Source organism: Streptomyces pluripotens (assembly GCF_000802245.2).
In the GTDB taxonomy this organism is placed as follows: domain Bacteria; phylum Actinomycetota; class Actinomycetes; order Streptomycetales; family Streptomycetaceae; genus Streptomyces; species Streptomyces pluripotens.
Genome location: NZ_CP021080.1, coordinates 593,475 through 616,730 on the forward strand (window position 1 = coordinate 593,475; position 23,256 = coordinate 616,730).

18 protein-coding genes and 5 pseudogenes are annotated in these 23,256 nt (G+C 69.6%); 11 read left to right on the forward strand and 12 right to left on the reverse strand.

What is annotated here, in order from left to right; all coding sequences use genetic code 11:
* The first annotated feature begins 80 nt into the window (after window positions 1–80).
* From LK06_RS02530 to LK06_RS02540, 3 genes are read left to right on the forward strand one after another with little or no spacing between them, the layout of a single operon-like run.
* Window positions 81–641: a DUF5987 family protein gene (locus tag LK06_RS02530; RefSeq protein ID WP_039656385.1), complete on the forward strand. Its 561-nt coding sequence runs from the start codon at window positions 81–83 to the stop codon at window positions 639–641.
* On the forward strand, window positions 638–2,290 hold the full coding sequence (locus LK06_RS02535) for an FAD-dependent oxidoreductase (RefSeq protein WP_039656386.1): 1,653 nt from the start codon (window positions 638–640) through the stop codon (window positions 2,288–2,290). Before LK06_RS02530 ends, LK06_RS02535 begins: the two co-directional genes overlap by 4 nt.
* Window positions 2,291–2,295: 5 nt before the next feature.
* Window positions 2,296–3,360 (forward strand): carboxymuconolactone decarboxylase family protein, encoded by a 1,065-nt coding sequence (locus LK06_RS02540; RefSeq protein ID WP_234367334.1) that lies wholly within the window; start codon window positions 2,296–2,298, stop codon window positions 3,358–3,360.
* Window positions 3,361–3,647: 287 nt separating this feature from the next.
* Here the strand turns inward: LK06_RS02540 and LK06_RS02550 are convergent.
* A pseudogene (locus LK06_RS02550) lies at window positions 3,648–3,955 on the reverse strand (hypothetical protein); the annotation flags it as partial.
* Between the two features lie 566 nt (window positions 3,956–4,521).
* Here LK06_RS02550 and LK06_RS02555 point away from each other — a divergent pair.
* Together LK06_RS02555 and LK06_RS02560 are read left to right on the forward strand one after the other, a co-directional pair.
* A complete protein-coding gene (locus LK06_RS02555) occupies window positions 4,522–5,355 on the forward strand; it encodes a hypothetical protein (protein ID WP_234367335.1) in 834 nt (277 codons plus the stop codon).
* Between the two features lie 19 nt (window positions 5,356–5,374).
* Window positions 5,375–6,232, forward strand: coding sequence for a helix-turn-helix domain-containing protein (locus tag LK06_RS02560; protein WP_039657085.1), 858 nt, complete (start codon window positions 5,375–5,377; stop codon window positions 6,230–6,232).
* Window positions 6,233–6,847: 615 nt separating this feature from the next.
* Here LK06_RS02560 and LK06_RS34175 read toward each other — a convergent pair.
* Together LK06_RS34175 and LK06_RS02570 are read right to left on the reverse strand one after the other, a co-directional pair.
* Complete coding sequence (locus LK06_RS34175) at window positions 6,848–7,072, reverse strand: maleylpyruvate isomerase N-terminal domain-containing protein (RefSeq protein WP_052270261.1); 225 nt, start codon at window positions 7,070–7,072, stop codon at window positions 6,848–6,850.
* A 451-nt stretch (window positions 7,073–7,523) separates the two neighbouring features.
* Window positions 7,524–8,693 (reverse strand): annotated as a pseudogene (locus LK06_RS02570) (IS701 family transposase); the annotation flags it as partial.
* A 297-nt stretch (window positions 8,694–8,990) separates the two neighbouring features.
* Between LK06_RS02570 and LK06_RS34180 the strand changes: the two are divergent.
* Window positions 8,991–9,158: pseudogene (locus tag LK06_RS34180) on the forward strand (TetR family transcriptional regulator); the annotation flags it as partial.
* A 135-nt stretch (window positions 9,159–9,293) separates the two neighbouring features.
* Here LK06_RS34180 and LK06_RS02580 read toward each other — a convergent pair.
* On the reverse strand, window positions 9,294–10,445 hold the full coding sequence (locus LK06_RS02580) for an ISAs1 family transposase (RefSeq protein WP_234367338.1): 1,152 nt from the start codon (window positions 10,443–10,445) through the stop codon (window positions 9,294–9,296).
* Between the two features lie 654 nt (window positions 10,446–11,099).
* Window positions 11,100–12,509 (reverse strand): FAD-dependent oxidoreductase, encoded by a 1,410-nt coding sequence (locus tag LK06_RS02590; protein WP_234367339.1) that lies wholly within the window; start codon window positions 12,507–12,509, stop codon window positions 11,100–11,102.
* Between the two features lie 708 nt (window positions 12,510–13,217).
* Between LK06_RS02590 and LK06_RS02595 the strand changes: the two genes are divergently transcribed.
* The 3 genes and pseudogenes from LK06_RS02595 to LK06_RS02600 all read left to right on the forward strand — a co-directional run.
* Complete coding sequence (locus LK06_RS02595; protein ID WP_052270262.1) at window positions 13,218–14,324, forward strand: carboxymuconolactone decarboxylase family protein; 1,107 nt, start codon at window positions 13,218–13,220, stop codon at window positions 14,322–14,324.
* Between the two features lie 78 nt (window positions 14,325–14,402).
* Window positions 14,403–14,560: pseudogene (locus LK06_RS34185) on the forward strand (IS1380 family transposase); the annotation flags it as partial.
* A 31-nt stretch (window positions 14,561–14,591) separates the two neighbouring features.
* Window positions 14,592–14,915 (forward strand): annotated as a pseudogene (locus LK06_RS02600) (transposase); the annotation flags it as partial.
* Window positions 14,916–15,160: 245 nt separating this feature from the next.
* Here the strand turns inward: LK06_RS02600 and LK06_RS33995 are convergent.
* Genes LK06_RS33995 through LK06_RS02610 form a run of 4 tightly spaced genes read right to left on the reverse strand, consistent with a single transcriptional unit; the run spans window position 15,161 to window position 17,064 of the window.
* Entirely contained in the window at window positions 15,161–15,568 is a 408-nt protein-coding gene (locus LK06_RS33995; RefSeq protein WP_063891054.1) for a hypothetical protein, read from the reverse strand.
* Window positions 15,565–15,990 (reverse strand): hypothetical protein, encoded by a 426-nt coding sequence (locus LK06_RS34000; protein ID WP_063837918.1) that lies wholly within the window; start codon window positions 15,988–15,990, stop codon window positions 15,565–15,567. The genes LK06_RS33995 and LK06_RS34000 overlap by 4 nt, the downstream gene beginning before the upstream one ends.
* 31 nt (window positions 15,991–16,021) lie before the next feature.
* Window positions 16,022–16,216 (reverse strand): transposase domain-containing protein, encoded by a 195-nt coding sequence (locus LK06_RS34005; protein ID WP_234367575.1) that lies wholly within the window; start codon window positions 16,214–16,216, stop codon window positions 16,022–16,024.
* Window positions 16,217–16,266: 50 nt separating this feature from the next.
* Window positions 16,267–17,064, reverse strand: coding sequence for a helix-turn-helix domain-containing protein (locus LK06_RS02610; protein ID WP_039657091.1), 798 nt, complete (start codon window positions 17,062–17,064; stop codon window positions 16,267–16,269).
* A gap of 666 nt (window positions 17,065–17,730) precedes the next feature.
* Here LK06_RS02610 and LK06_RS02615 point away from each other — a divergent pair.
* On the forward strand, window positions 17,731–18,912 hold the full coding sequence (locus LK06_RS02615; protein WP_039657093.1) for an acyl-CoA dehydrogenase family protein: 1,182 nt from the start codon (window positions 17,731–17,733) through the stop codon (window positions 18,910–18,912).
* Between the two features lie 15 nt (window positions 18,913–18,927).
* Window positions 18,928–19,392 (forward strand): SgcJ/EcaC family oxidoreductase, encoded by a 465-nt coding sequence (locus tag LK06_RS02620; protein WP_039657095.1) that lies wholly within the window; start codon window positions 18,928–18,930, stop codon window positions 19,390–19,392.
* A gap of 487 nt (window positions 19,393–19,879) precedes the next feature.
* Here the strand turns inward: LK06_RS02620 and LK06_RS02625 are convergent, their stop codons facing one another.
* The 3 genes from LK06_RS02625 to LK06_RS02635 form a co-directional block, all read right to left on the reverse strand.
* The gene (locus tag LK06_RS02625) at window positions 19,880–20,734 is read right to left on the reverse strand and encodes an alpha/beta fold hydrolase (RefSeq protein WP_039657097.1); all 855 of its coding nucleotides are present in this window, start codon (window positions 20,732–20,734) and stop codon (window positions 19,880–19,882) included.
* 125 nt (window positions 20,735–20,859) lie between these two features.
* Window positions 20,860–22,317, reverse strand: coding sequence for an MFS transporter (locus tag LK06_RS02630; protein ID WP_039657099.1), 1,458 nt, complete (start codon window positions 22,315–22,317; stop codon window positions 20,860–20,862).
* Between the two features lie 23 nt (window positions 22,318–22,340).
* On the reverse strand, window positions 22,341–23,240 hold the full coding sequence (locus LK06_RS02635) for a hypothetical protein (RefSeq protein WP_043410392.1): 900 nt from the start codon (window positions 23,238–23,240) through the stop codon (window positions 22,341–22,343).
* Window positions 23,241–23,256: the final 16 nt, after the last annotated feature.

Consider the following 23,256-nt stretch of genomic DNA (forward strand, 5'->3'; position numbering starts at 1 on the left):
CACCCAGAATCGTCCACGCCACACGTACCCCAGCGCACTGACACACCAGACGGCTTTCGCCGCGTCCGAGGGAGTCCGCCATGCCAGATCCGGAAGGCCAGGAGTCGAGGAACGCAGCCCTCGAAGCCTTCGCCGACACGATCATCCCCGGTGAGAAGCACCATCCGGACGACCGTGCGGTGGCCGGCGTGAGTGCGGGCGGGGGCGCGGTGGCGTCAGGCGTGATCGCCGTGCTCGAGTCGCCCGAGGGCGGAATGGCCCCGGCACTCGACGACCTGGCCCGCACGCTCGACGAACACGCCGTCCGGTTCCGCACCGAGCACGGGTTGCCCCCCGACGAGCGTGAACCGTTCGTCGGACTCCGCTACGACGAACGGCTGGCGCTGGTCGGTGAGCTGCTCGCGCCCGAACACCCGGAGCGCGCGATGTGGGCCGGCCTTGCGATGTTCAGCTTCATGGCCTTCGACACGGGTGCGCACATGCACACCGCGGACGCCATCGCGGCCGGCCACCCGGGCCTGGCAGTCCTCGGTTTCGCCCCGCCTGGCGAGGACGGGCTGTGGCGCTTCCCGGCCTACTCCTACGGTCGGCAGCTGGCCGACGTACACCCCGACACCGACCCCACCGGGAGCCCCGCGTGAACGCCACGGAGACCACGGATGTCCTGATCGTCGGCAGCGGCTTCGGCGGCGCGATCACCGCCTACCATCTCGCCGCGGGCGGGGCGCGGGTGACGGTACTGGAGCGCGGGCCCTGGTTGCGCTCCGAGGACTTCGACCACGATTTCAAGTTCGGCTCCTCGGCCACCCGCGTGTTCGACTTCGTGGTCGGCGACGGGATGAGCGTGCTCGGCGGCAACTGCGTGGGCGGCGGCAGCGTCGTCTACTTCGCCACCATGCCGCGCGCCCCGCGTTTCGTCTTCGAGCGGCACGGCTCCATCGGCCGACGGATGTGGCCGGCCGTGATCGACCGCGACGTCCTCGAACCCTGGTACGACCGGGTGGCCGAGGCCCTGCCGATCACCCCCACCTCGTGGGACGAGGTGCCCTACATCGGCGGGGTCTTCGCCGCGGCGTGCAAGGCCGCCGGGCACACCGCGAACCCCTCGCCGTCCGCCGTGGACACCAGTCTGTGCACCAACTGCAACTGGATGATGTCCGGCTGCCGGTTCGACGCCAAGCGGTCCCTGCTGCTCAACTACCTGCCCGCCGCCCTTTCGCACGGTGCCGAGATCAGGCCTCTGCACGAAGTGCAGAGGATCACCAGGCTGGACACCGGCGGCTACCGGGTGCACTACAACACGATCCACGAGGTCGACTACCGGCAGCAGACCGGCTCCGGCGCCATCGACGCGAAGGTCGTGATCCTCGCGGCCGGCACCGCAGCCACCCCGGTCATCCTGCAGCGCTCCGAGGCCGAGCTCGGCACGATGCCGCACGCGGTCGGCCGCTACTTCTCCGGCAACGGCGAACGGCTGAACACCGCAGTGATCGAGGAGGACAAGGTCAGGGAGCTGCTCGGGCTCTCCCGCGACGAAGAAAACGCGTACGGCGCCTATCAGATAGGCCGCGGACCGGTCGTCGCGTCCTGGGACCGCCTCAACGCGGACCTGCCCGAGTACGAGCGGTTCTCCCTGGAGCAACTGTACTTCCCGCCCGGCTTCGGCACCATACTGGCACAGGTCCCGGACGCGACGGGCCCGACCTGGTACGGGCCGGAGAAGAAGGAGATGCTGCGCAAGTGGCGCTCCTGGCTGACGGTCTTCACCATGTCGGAGGACGACAACGAGGGGGTGTTCGGTCCGCCGCCGCCGACCGGCAACTCGGAGCGGCTTTCGCAGCAGTTGCTGGGCTTCGGCCGCCTGCGCTACCGGCCCACCGCGAACACGCTGCGGGGCTGGGAGGTTTCGGACGCGGCGGTCCGGCAGATCCTCGAACACAACGGGCTGTCCCGGGTGATGCCGTGGACCAACGACGTGATCGGCGCGTACACCGTGCACCCGCTCTCGGCGTGCCGGATCGGCGACGACCCGGCGACCTCGGCGCTCGACGACCGGCACGAACTGCGCGGGCACCCGGGCATCTTCGTCACCGACGGCTCGGCCGTACCCGGGGCCCTGACGGTGAACCCGGCCTTCACCATCGCAGCACTCGCCGAACGGGCGGTGCCCGGGATCGTGCACGCGCTGCGGGAACGCGGGGTCGATGTCCGCTACGGCGCACCAGCGCCGGACGGCGGGGGCGCGGCACGGCGCGGCACGGCCGCGGCCGCCCGCGCGGTCCTGGGGTGACCGCCGTGGCCCGGATCTCCGCGCGCGCCATGCGCGGACTCGCGCTCGCCCAGATCCGCCTCGTCACCCCGGTCCGGCCAGGCGACGCGGACGGGCGCACCGCCCAGGTGTACCGCCAGGTGGAGCGGGAGTTCGGCGTACTGGCGCCGCCGGTGGCACTGCACTCCCCCGCCCCCGAGGTGATGACCGCGGCATGGCTGATGCTCCGGGAGACGCTGATCGCCCCGGGTCTGGTCGACCGCGCGGTGCGGGAGGCGGTGGCCGCGGCTGTCTCGGCGGTGAACATGTGCCCGTACTGCGTGTCCGTGCACAGCGCCACGCTGCACGGCCTGGTCGGCGGCCAGGACGCGCGGACCATCGCCGCGGGGCGGGTCGCGGAGGTGGCCAGGACGCGGCTGCGCGAGGCAGCGGTCTGGGCGACGGCGGCTGCCCTGCGGCCGCGGGCGGGCGAGGGCCCACACGTGCCGTTCACTGCGCAGGAGGCTCCCGAGTACGCCGGTGTGGCGGTGCTCTTCCACTACCTCAACAGGATGGTGAACACCTTCTTGGAGGACGCGCCGATGCCGGCGAGCGCGCCACGGGCCGGGCTCGGCATGGTGCAGCGTGTGCTCAGCCACGTGATCCGCGGGGCGGGTCGGAGGATCGGCGAGGCCGGCGCCTCACTGGATCTGCTGCCGCAGGCGCCGGTGCCGGCAGACCTCGCCTGGGCCAGGCCGAACCGGACGATCGAGCAGGCCTTCGCGCGAGCCGCCGGCGCAGTGGACCGGGCAGCGCGGGAGGTGGTGGCCCCGAGTGTCATGGACCTGCTTGTCATGGAGCTCAAGGACTGGGACGGCCTGCCGCGCGGGCTCAGCCGCAGCTGGGTGGAAGCCCCGCTCGCGGCGCTGCCGTCGGCCGACCGCCCGGCGGGCCGGCTCGCCCTGCTCGTCGCCTTCGCCTCGCACCAGATCGACGCCACGGTCGTCGATGCCTACCGGAAGGACCGGCCGGACGACGCCGACCTGGTGGCGCTGGCCTCCTGGGCGGCGCTTTCCGCTGCCCGCCGGACCGGGAGCTGGTCGCCAGTGTGACTCGCCACGAAAGATGGGCATGGCGCTTGATCCCGAAGCTGGACCGCCCCGTTCCCGTGGTGGGCGGGGCCGCGCCCAGCGGCCCGGACACGTCACCGGCCCTCCCCCTCACGCAGGTGAACCTCCCACCGGATGCGGGCGGGTGAGCTGCCCCGACTTTCGTAGAGTCCGCGATCGTGTGATCAAGCGGTCTGCGGGACTTGCTCCAGTCTCGCCCAGTACCCCTGTTCGTACTCGTCGGGTGGCATGTAGCCGAGGGAGGAGCGGAGGCGTTCACCGTTGTACCAGCAGTCAGGGCACCGCCCGAACACCACCTCGTGGGTGAAGCCGGAGGGCCGCCCGAGCCCTACGCGGTCCAGAGCACGGGCGACTGCTGACCAGGAGCTCACGTCCGGGCAGCAACCGGTGGACTGGTAGCTGACCTCGTCCACAGCCCACCAGTCCGCCTCCCGCACGAAGCCGATCTCGCCGGCACTCAGAACCATGACTCCGCCGGCACGGGCCACGTGCTCGCCTCGCCTCGCCGCGGCGCCAGGCGAAGCACACCGTCCGTGTCGACCACGAAGGTGATTGGTTCGGCCGGCTCCGCCGCCGAACTTCCGACACACGCCCTAGCCGTGGCGGGCGGTCGGTTCGGCGATCCGTCACTCGACCCGAAGGCGGCGTCGGTCAGTGTTCGAAGCAGCACGATCCGCGGGGTCGGGGCGGTGGGCGTGGAGACCGGTCATCTGTACAGGCCGGCAACAGCGGGGCCGTGCAGGAGTCCGAGCGGCTGCCGGACATCAGCCGTCTGTGGTTACCTGTCAGTTGGGGTATCTCACGGAGTGGTGCATTCCGAAAAGACTAGCCAGAGTTGCCGCTTCGGATCGTCGAGCGGCTTACAGAGAACCGGGTAACGGGTAGGTTCGGATCGTAGCTTGCTCACCGAACCAACCCGGCCCGTCTGGTTTGGCGATAGGCCAGCAACTCGTTTCGGAGGGACCCGTGAGGGGCATCGCTGCAAAAATCAGGGAACAACCGCCTTACTTCACGCAGCCCGTACACGTGAAAGACCTCTCACCCGCGGATTCTCCGCGACTGAACGGGGTCGACGAAGCTCACGCACAGCGCCTTGCCGAATTCTACTCATCACTGCCACCGATACTCGTTCACCGCCCCTCCATGCGGGTAATCGACGGAATGCATCGCCTCAGGGCGGCAGTCATACTCGGACTGGATACGGTCGATTCCCAGTTCTTCGACGGCTGCGAGGCCGAGGCATTCATCCAGTCGGTCACCCGGAACATCGCTGACGGTATGCTCTTGTCGCTCGCCGACCGCAGGGCGGCCGTCCGCCGTATCCTCACCAGCTTTCCCGCCATGTCCGACCGGAGCGTCGCCGTCTACACCGGCCTCGATGTCGGAGTCGTAACCGAGGTTCGCCGACATGCGGCTGCCGATTCACCGCGGCTGAACCTCCCCGTCCGAGGCGGTGGCACATTACCTCCGCCGGCCTGCACCGCCGAGCTCGGACAGGCCGCCAATCCCCTGGCCAACGCCCCTGAGAAGCCGCTGAGACCGATTGCACAGGAGAGCGGGCTGCCATCGCTGGGCACCGCCCGAAGCGTGCGGGAGCGCCTGCACAAGGGGGAGGAGCGGGCCCCCGACGCTCAGCCGCGCATGGTGTCCCCGCGCACGCCCACGGCTCGACATGCCCAGGTGCGCTCCGCCCGGCCCACGACGGCGCGCACATCTCGGGATCTCTTGCGGATTCTACGCAACAACCCGTCCCTCCGAGACTCGCAATCCGGGCGGGATTTCCTCCGCTGGCTCCACGGCCATTTCATCACCGATGATGCCTGGAAAGAACTCGTAGAAAACGTCCCTCCGCACTGCACGGAGACCGTCACGGAAATCGCCATGAAGTGCTCGGACACCTGGCGGCGCTTCGCTGAGGAACTCTCGGAAAAGAAGAGGATCCATCCGGTGCCCGCGGGCCGCCGTTCCCGCGGCTGAAGTCTTCGAAGGGGTATCCATGACCACTGCCTCCATGGAGATGGCAATCCTCCGGGTCATCAATGATATGCATGATCGCCTTGATCAGGACCTGACTATCGACGACCTGGCCAGGACTGCACGGTTCAGCAAATTCCACTTCACCCGGGTGTTTCGGGAGGTGACCGGAATCTCCCCGGGACGCTTCTTGTCCGCGCTCCGCATCCAGGAGGCAAAGCGTCTTCTTGTCCGTACCGACCGCAGCGTGGCAGATATCAGCGCCCAGGTCGGGTACAGCAGCGTGGGGACATTCAGTTCACGATTCAAAGAATGCGTCGGTCTATCGCCCAGCAGATTCCGCGAGCTGGACGGGGACTCCAGGCGCGTGAGCACACAGCCGTCACGGGGGAGCGGCGCCGGGCCCGGTGCGGACCCATCCCTCTCCGTGCAAGGTCGCATCGTGCTGCCCGCGGACCGGCCTCTGGGCCAGGTCTTCATCGGGCTCTTCGCGAGCCCCATCCCTCAGGGCAACCCCGTTCAGTGCACCATCATGGACGGGCCTGGCCCGTTCGAACTGCACGAGGTCAGGCCGGGCACTTGGTATCTGTTAGCGGCCTCCGTCCCCTATGGAAGCCCGTCCGTCCTGGCCGAGCGCGGGCGGGGGGCCTCGGAGAACCTTTCCGTTGGACGATACGGGCCCGTCACGGTCCGGCCCGACGTGTTGCTGATGCCTGCCGACGTCGTCCTCCGCCCGGCGAGCCTGTTGGATCCGCCGGTGCTGATCGCCGTGCCCGGCAGCAGGGAAGCCGGTACCACGTCCGGGGCAGCGAGCCGCCGGCGTGGTGTGGCGGCCGCGATCAGTGCGCCCGTGCCACGGTCGTCGGCAGCCGGTCTGTGACCGGTTCCTCCTCCGGCCGGCTCCGGGCGCACCGGCGCCCTCCGGACCCGCGCCGCCGCTCGGCCTGCGGCTGAGCGCAACCTGATCGGGCCGGTGATGCCCCCGTTCCGGTCCGGCCGGCGGCGATGGACCGGCCGCTGGGGACGGCCCAGCCCCAGGGTGGTGCCGTCCCGACGTGGAGACCGCGCCCGATGGCACCCATCGTCGTCAGCACAGCCGCAGTGCTACAACTCACCGGCCACGGCGTCTTGCCACCCGTGCGCGGCGCCGCTGGTCCAGCGCTGCGGCCGGCGGCTCACCGGCGGATGCTGTGAGCCCTCTCAGGCGCGAAACAGCGAAACACCGGCATGGCAGGCCCCGTTCCCCGACGTCGCCGCGACGGACCAGGCCGCGGTGCTGCCAGGTGACGGCCCGATCCGCCGGGCGGATGCCGCGGCTCAGTCCTGCCGCGGGTACGGACTGGCCGTTGCTTACGGCCTTCGCGGAGGCCGCGATAGGCCTGCGCAACGTCCAGCCACTGCTCGCGTCCTCGCCGGCGGCGGTCAGGGCGGTCGTCGCGGTGGCGGCGCCGGGCGCCCAGCAGACGGAGGTCATGCTCGGATCTGAGGTCCCGGGTCAGGAAGGCGAAGCGAACAGGTGGCGCAGACGGTCGGTGGCAGGCTTGCGCATACCGAGGGATTCGGCGATGTCTTGTCCGTGCCCGAAGAGTTCCATGATCCCCGCGCAGGCCAGTACCGCCGGCGGCAGCGGGTCGACCAGCCAGGGGACGGTCCTCCTGACCTGCACAGCGGCGAGGGCTTCCGCAGACGCCTCGCCCTCGGCCCGGAACCGGGCGAGCAACTGCTACGGCGGCAGGTCGCCGACCTGGTGCGGTGCGGCGGTGACAGCCCCGTTGAAGTGGCTCGCGACCACCGCCGTGAGGTTCTGGAGTGCGGCGGATCGGCCGCGGCGGTCATGGGGAGGAGAGTGAGGATGGAGGTCGGATGGGCGACCTGGTGGGCAACGTTCCACCCGGGGGCGCACGCCGTGGAGGCTGTCCATGCCGGCCCCTTGTGGGGCGGTCCGCACCGCCCGGCCAGGCGTGCCGGCGGCGCGAGCCCGCCGCACTTGCTCGTTCCCGGGCGACGTCACCGCCGGATGTCGGCCGGTGGAACCGGGCTCAGCGGGTGCGGTGCACCAGGACGTCTTCTTCGAAAACGACGTGGCCGCGCTCGTCATACCGCAGCGGGCCAAGTGTGCGATCACCACCCGGCTGCCGCGTGCGCAAGGGCATTCGCTCACACTGCAGCAAGCGAGAGCCCTCCCGCCGCGGGGCGGAGCCGAGCAGGCGGTATGCGTAAGCCGCGGACACCAGGGTCATGTGATGGTGCCACCCGGGGTAGGAACGCCCCTCAAAGTCGAGCAGGCCTACGTGCTCCTCCATGTCCCGCACCGCCCCTGCCGTGCGGGAGAGCAATCCGGCCAAAATGAGTACATCCTCCGTAGGGGTGTCCAGCATGTTGGTGAGCCACAGCTGAGCCGAGCGGCCCTTCGCACCGCTGCGCACCGCGAGCAGCCGGTAAGTGCGCAGGGGCGCTCCGGAACCCTGTTCGGGCACGTGCACGAAGCAGGACGTCACCGTCTCGGCCCCGAGGTGACCGATCCCGGCCACATCCTCGGTGCGGACCGGGAAGCCCCGGTCGCGCTCATGGAGGCCGTAGGCCGGCAGGAGCGGCCCATGGAAGGAGGCGCTGACATGGCAGGGCGTCCTCGGGCAGCACCCGAGAATCTTGAGGTTCCCTGGCACGGCAATGACGAAATCGCGCTCCATCAGGGCAAGTCGGCCGATCACCACGCTCGCACCGGATGAGCTGTCCAGGTCGGCCACCACAGGAAGTGGTCTCGACCGGGCACCTGCGGAGCCCGGGCCGGCCAGTTCCAGCACGTGCGTCGCGAACGGCCAAGCCCGCGCCTCGTCCGGTATACGGGCGCGCGCCCGTCGCAGCGGATCCCCGATCCACGCCCGGGGAAGCAGCAGGCTCCAGTCCACCGGTAGAGCGGCGTCGTCGGACGCCAGGAAAGCCCCGACGCCCACCTGACAGGTCACCGAGCGCCCTGTGGACGCCAGGTAGCGGCGGTGTACTCCGCAGGAGTGCTGCCCGCGCTTGCGCAGGATGGCCTGGTCGATCACCATCGCCCGCAGGGGCAGTTGCTGCTCGACCCAACGGGCCAGCTTCTCCCGGACGGGCATCCAGTCCCACGGGCTCGTGTTGACGAACTTCTGCAGCGACTGAGGGGCAGTGGGAGATTCTGAGGCCGCCGCGGCAATACGCCGCACGGACTTCTTTCCCGGCGCAGTGAGCAACCCCTCCAGATAGACGTGCGCCCAGCGGCGTTGATCGGCCCTCGGCAGGTGCTCGAATAGCCTCCGGGCGAACGCGGTCAGTGAGGCCTGCGTCACCGTCATGGCAGGCGTCTCCATGGCATCTCCCCCATCCTTGCAAGAGCAAGCATCTGCCGAGATGCAAAAATAGAGCGGGTACCCTCATTTTTTCTAGTCCACGACGGGGGCAGCTTCCCACTTCGCCACCTCGATACACGCCAAGCACCGACATAGCAGTATTCGACCACGCAAAAGCAAGCAAATGGATAAGGTCCGGTAATGGCGTTGCCGGTTCTCAAACCTGCATAAAATGGGGCATCTTGTCCTGCGTGTAGGCCTGTTGATTTGGAACCACACCTTCCTGCATTCATCAACAAGCACCCACCCGGAGAAAATATGGTGAAACAAGACAGAGCTCTACGGACGCGTACTGTCATCATCCGGGCCGCCGCCATCGAGTTCGACCAGGGCGGCTATGACGGTGCCTCATTCTCTCGAATCAGCAAAGCCGCCGGCATGTCCGTGGGCTCATTAAGCTTCCATTTCGCAACAAAGGCACAGATGGCGGATGCCGTACAGAAAGAGGACGGCATTCTCATAAAGGCCGCCGTACAGCACGTCATTGCGCAGACGGCACCACCGCTCACCCGGGTTGCCAGGGCTGTTGCAAAGTCTTTTGATCTTGCGTGGGAGCGCTGGTCAGGCAAGGCCGAGGAGGTCCAGTGGTCGGCGGAAGCCGTCGTAGGACATCTCGCGGAGTCCGGCCGCGATGTTCGCGTGGCCGGAGGCTCGCAGTGTGTTGATCGCGAAGCTGCGGAGGGTGGCCATGTTGTCCGGGCCGTGTCCGGTTCGGACCGTGGAGGCGTCCTCGGCGAAGGCGGTGTCTCGGACGAAGTGGAGACGGTTCTCGATGATCCACTGCGAACGGACGATCTTCGCGATGCGCTCGGGGGAGGCTTCGCGGCTGGCCAGGTCCGTGATGACGTAGACCGTCTCGCGGCTGCGTTTGCCGGTCTTGCGCTGAGTGCGGTGCCGGACGATCTTCGCGACCTGGACCGCGTGGGGGAAGTCGACGCCGAGGTCGGTGATGGTCAGGGCCTGCACGACGCGGGTCTCCAGGCGTCCGTGGGCATCGGTGCGGTCGTAGAACTTCGCACTCGCCTTCTCCCAGGGCAAGGTGGCGAGTTGGCGGTGCAGGTTCTTCTGGTTGCGCTTCACGGTGAAGGCGTAGTGCGCCTTCTTCTCCTCGACGAGGAACCGGGCGTGATCGCGCTGGCAGTGCAGGGCATCCGCGGAGACCGTGACGCCGGTCAGGTCGTAGGGCGCCAGCAAGGCATCAAAGCAGGTGATTTCGTTCGTCTTGCCGGGGACCCGCAGTTGGGTGACGGTCAGGCCGGCGCCGGTGATCGCGGCCAGCAGATGGGCGGCCGGGATCTCGCCGTGGCGCGAGCCGCGGGCGCTCTTGCCATCCACCGCGAGGGTGTCCGCCCCAGCCGGATCGGATCCGAGCAGGTCGGCGAGCCCGCCGGGGCAGGCGGCGTTCAGGACGCGGCGGATGGTCGCCGCACTCGGCGCGATGCGCACGTTCAAGACCGTCGTGGCGCGGGCGCCGAGCCGGGCGAGCGTGTCCTGCGGGGCGCTCGCTGCCCACTGGCCGATCGCGGCGAAGGAACGGGCTCCGGCCAGCACCGCCGAGCAGGCCACCAGCAGCACGCTCACGAACGAGTGACGCTTCCCGCACCGATGCCGGGGGTCGGCCAAGGTCCGCAGCCGCAGGGCCAGCGGTCCGATCAACCGGTGCTGACGGGTGGGCGACTTGATCAGACAGACGGTGGCAGACTGACGGCACATCGAAGCTCCGGGCGGTGCGGGCGACTTGATCGGTCACCGGCATCAACCGGAGCTTCGTTGCGTACGGACCGGGCCGACCGCGCATCGTCATACCGTCGCGACCTGCGCACTCACGTGATCACCGGGACTTTGAAACCGCCCTGCCCGGGTTGCCGACTTCACGCTCGACCTGGTCCGGCTCCTGGCGGCAGAGCCCTCGGTCCGTGCCGCCGCCCGTCTCGCCTGGGAACGGACTGCTCCGTCGTCATGGCCGAACAGTTAGCTCCCGCCGCACCTCGACCGCACCGCCTTCTGCGCCGATTCGCACCGCGCGCTCGCGGCCACACAACTCGACGGGCGAGGCAGAATGGGGCGCCGCAGCACCATCCGAGGGAGCGACGGACGCCCACATCCACGACACGCTCCTGATCGCCGCCACGTTGCGGTCGGCTCGGTTCGTGGCCTGCGTCCCGGCAGGCCTGGCGTTCGCGCCTGCCACCGCGCCGCCTGACAGCCCGCGAAGGCTGAAGAAAAAGCTCATGCGTTCTCCGTGTTCCTCAATACCCAGTTCTCGCCTCGGGGATTGCCAGCCCAGGCGATCGCCCGTGCAGGGCACACGCGCCGGTCGCCCCAGCCAACAATCGACTGGGGCGATCCCGCGACGCGCGCCGCGGGCTATGCCGCCGTCGTCTGTGCGGACCAGCTCTCCACCGGGCTGATCGGCACCAGCGGCGGCGTCGTCGGACTCTTGGCCGGTCCCCGCAGCGCGTACCACAGCACTCGCGCTATGAACGCGGGTCTCTGCAGCGACTCGGGCCTGTCGATCAAGCCGGCCGTGCGCATGTACGCGGCGGCGACCTTCCTGTCGCGGGTCGCGGCGATCTGGACCAGCTTCAGGAACTTCTGCGCCGCCTTGACCTGCAGCGTGCGCTCGCCCTCGACCCCGGGGAAGCTCAGGTCGATGATGTTGGTCATCTCCCAGGCCAGGTCGATGACGTTCTTCGCCAGATCCTGGAAGTACAGCAGCGGCTGCGGCGCGGCCCCGCTGTGCAGGTGTCCACGTAGGATCAGCGCCGACAGCGCCGCAACGGTCATGCCCTGCGCGTAGACCGGGTTGAAGCAGGTCACCGCGTCACCGACGACGACCAGGCCGTTGGGAAAGCGGGTCAGCTTCTCGTAGCGGCGGCGCAGTGTGGTGGGGAAGCGGAAGGCGACCGGGTCGTCCAGCGGCTCGGCGTGCTGCAGCGTTTCCCAGATCTCCGGCGCGGCGAGGGTCTTCACGAAGCCGTAGAAGCCCTGCTGGTCGGTCGGCGGGTGGTCGCCGAGGATGCCGTAGGCGGTGAGCTCGACGCGGCCGCCGTCGGTCTTGGTGAAGATCGCGCCGCGCGGCAGCTTGGCGTTGGCGACCGGGTTGATCGACAGGTCGTGGCCGTACGGGTCGGCCTTGAGTTTGTAGTGCTGGGTGACGTAGCCGAGGCCGACCTTCTTGCTCTCCTCCTCGACCGTTTCGTAGCCCAGCTCCTGCAGCCACACCGGGGTGCGCGACCCGCGGCCGGTGGCGTCGACCACCAGATCGGCCTCGATGGTGTGCTCGTGCTCGTGACCGTTCGCCAGCACGCGCACACCGACGACGGTGCCCCGGTCCGGAGTGGTCGCCAGGCCGAGGATGCCGTGCTCCTCGACGAACCCCACGTTCGGCAGCGCCGCGGTGCGCCGGCGGATGTGCTTCTCCAGCATCGGGCGGCTGGCCGCCACGCAGGTCAGACCCGCGGCCTCCTGCTTGATGCGCACGCCGTTGAAGTACCAGCGCACATCGCCGCACAGGTCGCCGGTGGGCACTCCGTCCGCGAAGATCTCCTGCGTGATCCCGGGATAGAACTCCTCCATGACCAGCTGGCCGCGGGCCAGCAGGCCGTTGATGTGCTTGCCCTGCGGGCAGCTGCGCCGCGGCTCCTCGGCGCCGAGCAGCCTGTCGCGGTCGATGATCTGCACCTCGTCGTAGGCGTCGGCAAGCACCCTGGCCGCGAACAGGCCCGCAATGCTGCCACCCAGTACCACCGCGCGGGATTTCGTAGAGTCGCTCACCGATTCTCCAAGTGGGTGTGTCAGGTTGCCAGCCGTCGCGTCCATCGTTCCGCCGTGCCACGCGCGCCTGCATCTCCGCGGTTGCCAGGAGACGGCAGTGGATCGAACGCGTTCGCCTCATCGCCGTGTTCGATGCCGGCGTCCTTGGACGGCCGACGGATCGGCCTCACGAGCATGGGCAGGGCGCCGGCCGACGCGCACCCAGGGCACGTCCCGGTCTCCGACGCTCCGGGCCGGAGAGCTTCCGAGCAATCCGCCGACCGGCATCATGCTCCCCATCAGGAACCCCATGGTGGAGTTCGTCCGCCCGCGCAGTTCGGGCGGACAGACGGCTGTTGCGCGCGCTTCGGGCCGACCTGGGTCCACGCCTTCGGCGTCGACACGGCCGTTGTCGCATGGCTCGCCGCGGCGTCGGCGACGACCTGTGCGACCGTCAGGAGCTGAGCGGAGCCACACCCGTGTGCGGGCTACCGCTCAGCTCTCGGCACAAGGTGGTTTTCGAAGATGAAGCCGCAGCTCACGGCGCCCGATGATGCGCGCGTGCCCTGATGCCGTCCGCAGGACATGACAGGCGCACGGGGAACGGTTTGCCTAGGCGGCGCGCGTGGCAGTTGCCTGATACCGGAATTCCCGCGTTTTCGGCGGGAGGCCAGGAGCATTGGGCTTGCCCTGGACCTGCCGCTGCGGCCTCAAGGGAAGGCAATCAATGTGAGCGGCGACTTCATCCGTCGACGGCTGCGCGCGGGTTCGTTCGCGCAGGTCCGGTACGTGACCCCGATCCGTTTCGCCGAGGCGCGGGGCGTCGTCGCCGACGTCTACCGGGGTGTGGAGCACGACTTCGGGGTGCTGGCTCCGCCAATCCTGCTCCACGCCCCCTGCCCGGACCTGCTGGCGGCGAGTTGGGTGATGATGCGCGAGGCGCTGCTGGCGTCACGCCGCGCCAGTCGCAGCGTCAAGGAGGCGGTGGCGACCGCGGTATCGGTCAGCAACACCTGCCCGTTCTGCGTGACGGTCCACAGCGCCACCCTGCACGGCCTGATCCGTGGCCACGCGGCGGCCGTCGCCGCGGACCGGCCCGGCTCGGTCGACGGCAGCCGGCTGCAGGACGTGGCGACCTGGGCCATGGGGGCCGCCGGCACGCTGTGCGCGGAGACGGGCGGCGGCGCGGAGCCGCTCTTTCCCCCGGAGCAGACCTGCGAACTCGTCGCGGTGGCGACGCTGTTCCACTACCTGAACCGGATGGTGAACATCTTTCTCGGCAGCGCGCCGCTGCCGCCCCGGGTGCCTGGCACGGCCCTGCGGCCGCTGGCGGCCCTGCTCAGCAGCCTGATCCGGGCGGCGGCGCCGGGGGTCGGCGACCCCGGGGAGTCGCTGGACCTGCTGCCGTCGGCGCCGCTGCCGCCTGACATGGCCTGGGCCCTGGGCGATGACGTGGTGGCACAGGCCTTCGCGCGGGCCGCGGCGGCTGCCGACCTCGCGGGCGAGGCGTCGGTGCCGCCCCAGGTCCAGGAGCTGGTACGGCAGTTGGTCGACGCCTCCGACGGGCTTCCGAATGCCGGCGGCCGGGCGGCGGTGGAGGCGGCCGTCGAGACGCTGTCAGAGCGCGAGCGGGACGTCGGGCGGTTGGCGCTTCTCACCGCTCTGGCTTCTCACCAGGTGGAGGAGTCCGTCGTGGGGCGGTTCCGGGAGCGGCAGGGCTCTGATGCGGCCCTGATCGAGGTCACCGCCTGGGCGAGCATGGTCGCCGCCCGGCGGGAGGCCGGGCGGCTGTGGGCCGGTGCCTGTCCGGGTCGGTGCGAGTACCGGCGGGCCTGACCCGCCGCGGCATCGCGACGGCACTCACCGGACGCTCACCGAATCAGGCGATCTTCGCCGGTCCAGTCCTCGTGGCGGATTCCGCGACGTCGCGAACCTGCGACAGCACGCATCGTCGTCTCGCAGGCCGGTTCGGTCCTGCCGGTCGAAGCGGCCCGCGAACATCGGCCTCGACCGGGCCCTCTCCGCGGCGCTCGTCCCCTGGCGGGAACCGCCGGCCGTCCACGGCCCAGGCGAGATCCTCTTTGAACCTCCCGCGGTCAATGCACCAGCTCGACACGTTACGGCCGACAGCTCACCATCCGTCCGCAAGATCTACACGCCGTCCTCGAACGCGTCCGCGCCGAGCAGTCAACCGAGGAATGGAAGACCGTCCATGCCATCCGATCCGGTGTGGAAGGCACGATTCACCAGGCCGTCACGACCGCCGGCAGCCGCAGAACCCGCTACGCAGGACTACGAAAGACCGCCCTCACACACGTCCTCACAGCCACCGCCGTCAACCTCATCCGCCTCGACGCCTGGTGGACCGGGCAACCACTCGCCCCCACCCGGACATCACACCTCGCAGCCCTCGACCTCGCCGCATGAGCAATCGGGCAACAGGGTCATCGAGACCTTCTACAACCGCCGCCGCCTGCGCAAGCACAAGACGTTCGGCTACCTCACCCCGGCCGAGACCAGGCAGCGGCATCAACACGCCCTTGCGGCATAACCGACGAGTGTCCAAGATCACGGGGAAGCTCCATCGTCGCGTTTAACGTCGAAGGTGGACATCTTGCGTTTGACGACGCGGGCGTCGAGACGCCGACGGCGGGCGGGTAACGGGCGCGCGGCTATCTCGCGGATGCCGTCGGCGACGGCGGTCCGGGGGGGAAGGGCCGCCTGCGCGGTGACCTGGCGGCGGCAGAGGCGGATGCTGCGGGTGAAGGAGAGCCGGTCGGTGTCCAGAGCCCGGCCTGTTCGGCGGTGTCGCGCATCAGGGTGCGGATGGCGTGGTGGACCAGCAGACGCCCCCAGACCTCCTGTTCAACGCCGCCGGGCGAGCGGGAGCGCAGGACCTCGGCCGAACCGCGCTGATGGGTCTTCAGCTCATCCAGGGCGGTCTCGATCTCCCACCACTGGCCGTAGAGCGCGGCCAGTTCCAGGGCCGGGGCGGCCTCGTGGTCGAGGATGGTGGTGATCAGTCGGTAGGGGGCCTCCGGTTCGGGCCGGCCGGGGTCGTGCAGCGCGTACTCGATCACCCGCACCACCTCGGGATCGGCGCGCTTGCGGCCGTACCCGCCGCGACGATGTCCGACAAGTACGAGCCGTCGGGCAACTCCCCGCGGACCGGCAGCACTTGGTGGGATCGGATGCGCCACAGCAGGTCCGCGCCGCCGGCCGAGGCCGCCCGCCACAGCTGAAGGCCATTGAAGCCGCGGTCTGCCAGCAGCAGGTCGCCCGCCCCGAGGCGGCCGAACAACTCGCGGGCGAGGGCCGGTTCGGACGTGACCAGCGGGCCCAGGACGGCTGCGGTGATGGCGTGGGTGCCGCACTCGGCCAACGCCACCACCCGCGCCTGGAGGAAGGTGCACCACTGGGTGCGGTGCACCTTCGGACGGCCGAAATACGCGGCATTCTCCTCGCTGTCCGGCGCGTCGAAGACCGTGTCGTCGATCGCCACCAGACGCCACCGGCCTATAACGCGCCTGGCGTCAACTCCGTCGCCAAAGGCCTGGCCGCCTGGTCGAACAGTGCCTGGAGCGGCTCCGGACCCAGCTTCGCCCGGGCCCGGAGATCGCCGCCGTGGTGGGCAACTGCCAGGAGCCGGACCAGCGTTTAGCCCAGGCCAGCCCGTGGGTCAGCAGCCGCGCGACCTCTTCGTAGCCCCGGCCGGAGAACAGGCACATGACAAGCACGAAGTAGACCACCTCGCGGCGGCAGCAGCCGGTTGCGCTGGCTAACCGACGTCCCGCGTCGCCAGCCGGGAAGCCAGGGTGCGGGCATCGGGCACCGCCAGCAGCACCGGCGGATCCATGATCCGTGCCGAGCTCAGCAGCACGTCGACCTTCCGCACCATCCGGTCGCCCTCGCGGCCGGTGACGATCGGCCCCTTCGACCCGACCATCATCGGTTCGGGCTCGACCGCGACTGCCCGCGACGGGTTCGGCACGTCATGCGCGAGCCGGTGTGCGTGGACGTACCACGATCCCTTCGGCACCCGGTGCAGCTGGTAGTGGCCGGGGCGCTCCAACAGTGTGCTGCGAACCGGCGCCCCCTCGGGGAGCCGTCCGGGGAACAGGCCGACGAACACCGGTCCGCCGCGCTCCTCGTGCGCACGCACGACGCCCTCGACCAACGACGCAGACGTGTCGGCGGCGGACTCCGTGGACTCCGGCGGTGCCGGGTCGGGGAGGTGGGTGGCGAAGCCGCCCTGCTTCCGGTACTGGGACGGGGACATTCCGACGCTGCGGCTGAAGCGTGAGCTGAAGGTGCCGACGCTGTTGAAGCCGACCAGGAAGCTGATGTCCGCGACGTTCAGGTCGGTGGACACCAGGAGCTGCTTGGCCCGCTGCAGGCGGATCGCCGACAGGAACCGGCCCGGTGACAGGCCGGTCACCCGTTGGAAGACCCGGGTGAAGTGGAACTTGCTGAACATGGCGGCCTTCGCCATGTCGTCCAGGGTCACCGGCTCTCCGAGCCGGTCGTGCATCGTGGTGATGGCACGCTGCACCGCCTGTTCCACGGTCTCGTCCATGACATGGCTCCGATTCCTCAGTGTGACGGTCCCCGTCGGCGGAGCAGGGGCAGGTCCGGTGCCCCGGTGTCTCCGAGAACGGCGAAGTGGGGGGCCGGTGATGCCTGGGCGTCGGCGGACCGCCCCTGGGTGTTCAGGTCTTGGGCTCGGCGATGTGCGGGGGGATCGGCGGTTCTCGATGCGGATCAGTGCAGGTGCTTCGTGCGGGTCGCCGCGGCACCGCCTGGTCCGTAGTCGCGGGTCGGCGGGGCGCGGGCGGTGAGGCGCCCGCCGTGCTGGTCGCGACGGCCGGCTGGGGTCGGCGTGCGGCAGGCGAATGATGCGTCGGGATGTCCCGTCGGTGCTCAAGCTCCGCGCATCAGCATGCAGAGATCCCTCATCGAGAACGTCTCCCGGAATGCCGTTGTGGGGCTGGAGCGGCTCTGGCGCTGGTGGGGGTCCCGAGGCCAGCACTTTGAGACATGGAAATCGCCGGGACCCGAGGTGGGCGGGTGCCCCGGTCGGCGCCGGCAATCTCGGAGACGACACGGCGATGCCAGGGCTCTTAACGTCAGGGATCATTCCGGCCCGTCGTGAGGGGCGTGTGGTTCACCGTGCGGGGCCCGGACACCGTGCCGGTGTCGGCCGGCCCCAGACGACAGATCCCCCTTCTCCAGGAGGTGTCCCGTGTCCGACATCGAAGTACCGACCAGACAGGAAATGGTGCGCCGGGTGGCTGAGCTGGCGCCGCTGCTGCGCGGGCACGCCGCCTGGAACGAGGAGCACCGGCGCATCCACGACGAATCGATCGAGGCGCTGACCGACGCCGGCGTCTTCAAGCTGCGCCTCCCTACCCGCTACGGCGGTTTCGAGGCGGACAGCGCGACGCTGGTCGACGTCGCCACCGAGCTGGGCCGCGCGGACGGCTCCACGGCCTGGGTGGCCTCGGTCTACTGGATCCCCGGCTGGATGGCCTGCCTGTTCCCCGACGAGGTCCAGGACGAGGTCTTCGCTCGCCCGGACGCCCGGGTGTGCGGCACCCTGAGCCCGTCAGCGACCGCCACCCCTGCCAAGGGCGGTGTCGTCGTGAACGGCAAGTGGGGCTTCCAGAGCGGTTCGCAGCACGCGCACTGGCAGGAGATCATCGCGATCCTGGTGCCGCCGGAGGGTCAGCCCTATCCGATCGTCGCGCTGGTGCCCATGACGGACCTGCTGATCGTGGACGACTGGCACACCACCGGGCTGAAGGGCACCGGCAGCGTCAGCACGGTGGCGCAAGACGTGTTCATCCCGGCCGAGCGCGTACTGCCGCTGCCGGCGATCCTGGACGCCCAGTCCGCGTCCAAGCTGAACGCCGACTCGGCGATCTACCGTGCACCGCTGCTCCCGGTGGCCTCGGCCTCCACCGTGGGACCACTGGTCGGCATGGCCCGCGGTGCGATGGACGCCTTCGTCAAGCGGCTGCCCGACCGCAAGATCACCTACACCGCCTACGAGAAGCAGTCCGAAGCGCCGATCACCCACCTGCAGATCGCCGAGGCGGCGATGAAGATCGACGAGGCGGCGTTCCACGCGCACCGGCTGTCGGCCACCCTAGACGCCAAATGCGCCGAGGGCTCGGCGTGGGACATCGGCGAGCGCGCGCTGGCCCGAGCCGACCTCGGCGCGACCGGCCGGCTGGCCAAGGAAGCGGCGGACATCCTCGGCACCGCCAGCGGCGGTTCCTCGATCTACACCAGCGTGCCGATCCAGCGGTATGTCAGGGACCTGAACGCGGTCACGCTCCACGCCCTAATGCACCCGAACACGAACGCAGAGCTCTACGGACGCGTGCTGTGCGGTCTTGACCCGAACACGGCCTACATCTGAGACAGGAGTGAGCACATGAGCACGGACACCCACACCGAGTCGAGTGCCGCCGCACCCGAGGCTGACATGGCGGCGATCGTCGCGCTGACCCAGAAGGTGGTCGCGGCCTGGGCCTACAACGACGCCGAGTCCTTCGCCGACGTCTTCGTCGACGACGGCACGATGATCCTGCCCGGCATGTACCTCAAGGGCCGCGACGCGATCCACGCCTACCTGGTCGAGTCCTTCGCCGGGCAGTACAAGGGCACCCAGGTCACCGGACGCCCGCTGGACTTGCGCCTGCTCAGCGCGGACTCCGGCATCCTGATCACCCAGGGCGGGGTGCTGCCGGCCGGCCACAACGAGGTGCCGGACGAGCAGTCGATCCGGGCGTCCTGGGTGGTGGTCAAGCGAGACGGGGAGTGGCGGCTGGCCGCCTACCAGAACAGCCACGCGCAGCTGAAGCTGCCCGCCCCGGGCGGGTCTGCCTCAGTACAGTGACTGCGCATGACCGACACCGAGATCGAGTCCCCGCAGACCTGGTCCGCGACCCGCTGCAGGAGCAACTTCCAGACCGTGCAGAGCTGTCCATGTCGTCGTGGCGGCATACGATGATCTCCGACTCGCGCGCCGGGCGGGCGGTGCCGCTCGTGCTTCGCTGACCAGCGGCATCGCACAGGCGGAGCGGTGCGGCCTCGGTGAGTACCAGCGATCCGTCGTTGAGCCACCGGTCCACGGTGGTGAGCGAGATGGCGTTGCCGCCGGCGAGGGCGGCCAGGCGCTGGTCGTCCGCAGCGCAGCCGGCACTGGCAGGCGAACTCGACATGGTCCCCGGCCGGGAGAGGTGTGGTAGGCGTTCCTCATCAACCCGGGCCGGGGACCGCTTGGTTACGGGGGCAGGCACATCACGGCCGCGCGGTGATGGTGCCGTGTGGAGGGGCCGGGTCGCCTGGCCCCTCTGCTCTATACGTGGGGAACGGCCCTGAGGTCAGAGCTCGAGCATGGCCTTGGCGACCTCGTCGGCGGACGCGGCGGGGATCGCGGTCGCGGCCTGCTCAAGCACGAGGAGCCGCGCGCCGGGGATCTCGCGCGCGAGTACCTCACCACAGCCGACCGGGAAGAACCGGTTGCGACGACCGTGCACCACGAGCGTCGGCACCACGAGTTCGGGCAGGCGCTCGCGCCAGCGGGGCGCGCAGTCCAGGCTGGCGAACACGGTGCCGAGCTGGTTGGCCATCTGGACAGAACGCGATGTGCCCGGCGTGCGGTCGAAGATCCGCCCGGCCATGGTCCGTGCCGCGTCGGGCTCGTCACCGAAGACGGCGGCTCCGGCAGCCGCCCACTCAGCCACCGAGGCACGGTCGGACCAGTCGGGCTTCGGGAGCTGGAACCGTTCCTTCATCGCCGCCTGGTCGTGGTCGGGCAGGTCGTCGTCGACCGGGCCTGGGGCGACCGACCGCGTCCCGGCGAGAGTCAGTGCGGAGAACGCCTTCGGGTGGTCGAGGGCGGCCACTTGGGCGACCATCCCGCCGACACCGATGCCCGCCAGGTGCGCGGGACGGTCGTCGAGCCCGCGGGCCAGCGCGGCCGCGTCGGCGGCAAGGTCTCGGAGTGTGTACGCGGGCGCGCCGGGGTCGACGGTCGTCGACGCACCGGCGTCGCGCAGGTCGTAGCGGACGACGTGACGTCCGCCGCGGGCAAGCGCCTCGCAGAGCGCGTCGGGCCAGGACAACATGGTCGTGCCACCCGCAAGCAGCACCAGGGGCGCCGCCTCGTCGCCGAAGTGCTCGACGCCGAGCGTGACGCCTTCGGTCGTGCGGAACGTGTCAACTGTCGATTTCATCGTCAACCTCCGGGACAGCCGGTGCCGTCGGCATCAGCGGTCCATCGATGTAATGGTTTCCAGCCGCCGGAAGACGGCTTTGCCGACGAGGTGGGAGACACCTCGTCGGCAAGGTCGTCCTCGCCCTATGCGGCCGCCGGCTCCGTGGCCGGTTCCCCTTCCGGGGGCCCTGCCGGCGCCTGGCGGGGCATCAGCGTGACGAACGGGATGCTGAGGGCCGTGGCGGCCAGGACGACGACGAGAGTGACCTTCATCGCGTGGCCGTATCCGGAGGCCGCGTACTCGAAGAAGATCGACGAGACCGCGGCCGAGCCGATCGCCGTGGAGAGCTGCTGCATCGAGCCGAGTGAGCCACTGGCGCTGCCCGCTTCCTCAGGCTTCGCGTCACCGAGGGCGACGGTCGGGATCGTGGTGTAGCACAAGCCGGTGCCGATGCCGATGACCAGGAACGCCGGGGCCAGCGCCCACAGGCTGACATGCGTCCCGGTGTGGTTGACGAGTGCCAGGACCCATCCGCTGCCGATGATGCTGACGCCCAGGCCGATGAAGACGAGCGTACGGCCGAGCTTGGTGACCAAGCCGCCCATGGCGGCGAACGTGGAGATGATGAGCCCTGCGGTGAGCGGCACCATGTTCAGCGCGGCGGTCCGCGGGCTGGCGTGCAGTCCCTCCTGCATGAACAGCGACAGCACGAAGAACAGGCCGGTGCCCGCGGCGAACGAGACCAGGCCCACGAGCATTCCGGAGGTGAAACCCCGGTTCTTCAACAGCGAGGGCACGATGAGCGGGTTGGCCGCGGTGCGCTGGCGGTAGGCGAAGGCGACGAAGAACAGGACGCCGGCGGCGATCGAGGCGATGGAGACGGCCTTCCAGCCGTTGGTCGAGCCCGCGATCAGACCGTACAGCAGCCCGAACATGGCCAGCCCGAGCAGGCCGGAGGCCCAGCCGTCGATGACGGTGGACCGGTCGCCGTCGTCGCGCGGCAGGAGTCTGACGGCCACAAGCAGCCCGGCGACACCGAGAATAATGTTGAGAAGGAAGACCGGGCGCCAGTCCAGGCCGAATAGGTTCGCATCGATGATGATGCCGGCGAGGACCGGGCCGACGACGGCGGAAACACCGAGAACCGGGCCGAACAGGCCGAACGCCTTGGCGAGCATTTCGGGGCTGAAAACCTTCGTCATAATCGCCATGCCCTGCGGGATGAGCAGAGCGCCGAACGCCCCCTGGGCGATCCGGGCGATGATGATCAGGACCGGGTCGGGGGCGAATCCGGCCAGTGCCGAGGCGAGGGTGAACCCGCCGATGCCGATAAGGAAGAGCTTGCGCTGGCCGAACTTGTCACCCAACCGTCCGCCGACCAGGAGCAGGACGCCCATGGCGATCATGTAAGCTGGCCCCAGCCACTTGATCAGGCTCACTCCACCGTGGAGATCGGCGGCGATGGTGGGGGCCGCGATGTTCGTGATCGTCCCATCGATCACATCGAGAGCGTCGACGACCAGCACCAGTCCCAGGATCACCCACATCCGGCGGCTGGAGACGTGTGCGGTGTCCGCGGCCGGGTTCTGTAAACTAGTCAAGAGAAACGTCCCTCTCGGTTCCGTCAGTGGCGCCCGTCCTGGGCGCTCTCAGCTTCTGCGAAGACTACTGGGCCGTCCGACACCGCCTGGCGAAGTTTTTGCGACACGTGCCGATCCCGTGTCTGTCCGTCGACCTCCCCAAGCACGGACGTGGCCAGCTCCGACGTCACGGCGTCGGCCCGCTGCGCGGGCGGCGGCGGTGTGACGCGGCACCGTTCGGGAACGCTCCCGGGCAGGACGAAGCCCGGCTCGTCGGTCAGCACCGAGATCGCGACCCCGTCGGAGGGCACCTTCACGGGCTGGTCGTTGCGGCAGGCCAGCAGGAAGGCCAGCCAGGTCCGGTACGACACCAGCAGCTCGGAGAAGGCGAGAGGGGCCTTGCCGAGGCCGAGCCGCTTCGCCACCGCCGCCAGGTCCTCGCTCATGAGCTGCTCCATCCCGGCGATGCAGGACCTCGGATCGCCGTCCAGATCAGGACAGGGACGGCGGCCCGCGCCCAGCTTCCCCTGGAACTCGGCGAAGATTTCGGTGACATGGTCCGTATCGGGCCAGGTCGGCTGCACCAGGATCGCGGTGACCTCCCGCTCCCCCGCCAGCCGGTCGGCGATCCGCAGGGACAGGCTGGCGGAACTGCAGTGGGCCACGACGAACACACGCCGGTCAGGCGCCGCGGAGGATTCGCCGGCGCGGAAGAGGCCAGCGGCCTCGTCAGCCAGGTCCGGCAGAGCGGCATAGAGCCGGTCGCCGGACAGCGCACCGCGCGGATCCACCTGGTAGACCGAGTGACCGGCGGCCACGTCACCGACCAGCCTGCTGAGCCGCGGCGCCGCGGTGAGCGGCTGAAAGTCGGCGACCAGGATGGCCGCTCCGTCCCCGGAGCTGAGCCGGCTGCACAGGGGTTTGGTACCAACGACGGCCTGCATCGACGTGTCCTTCCCG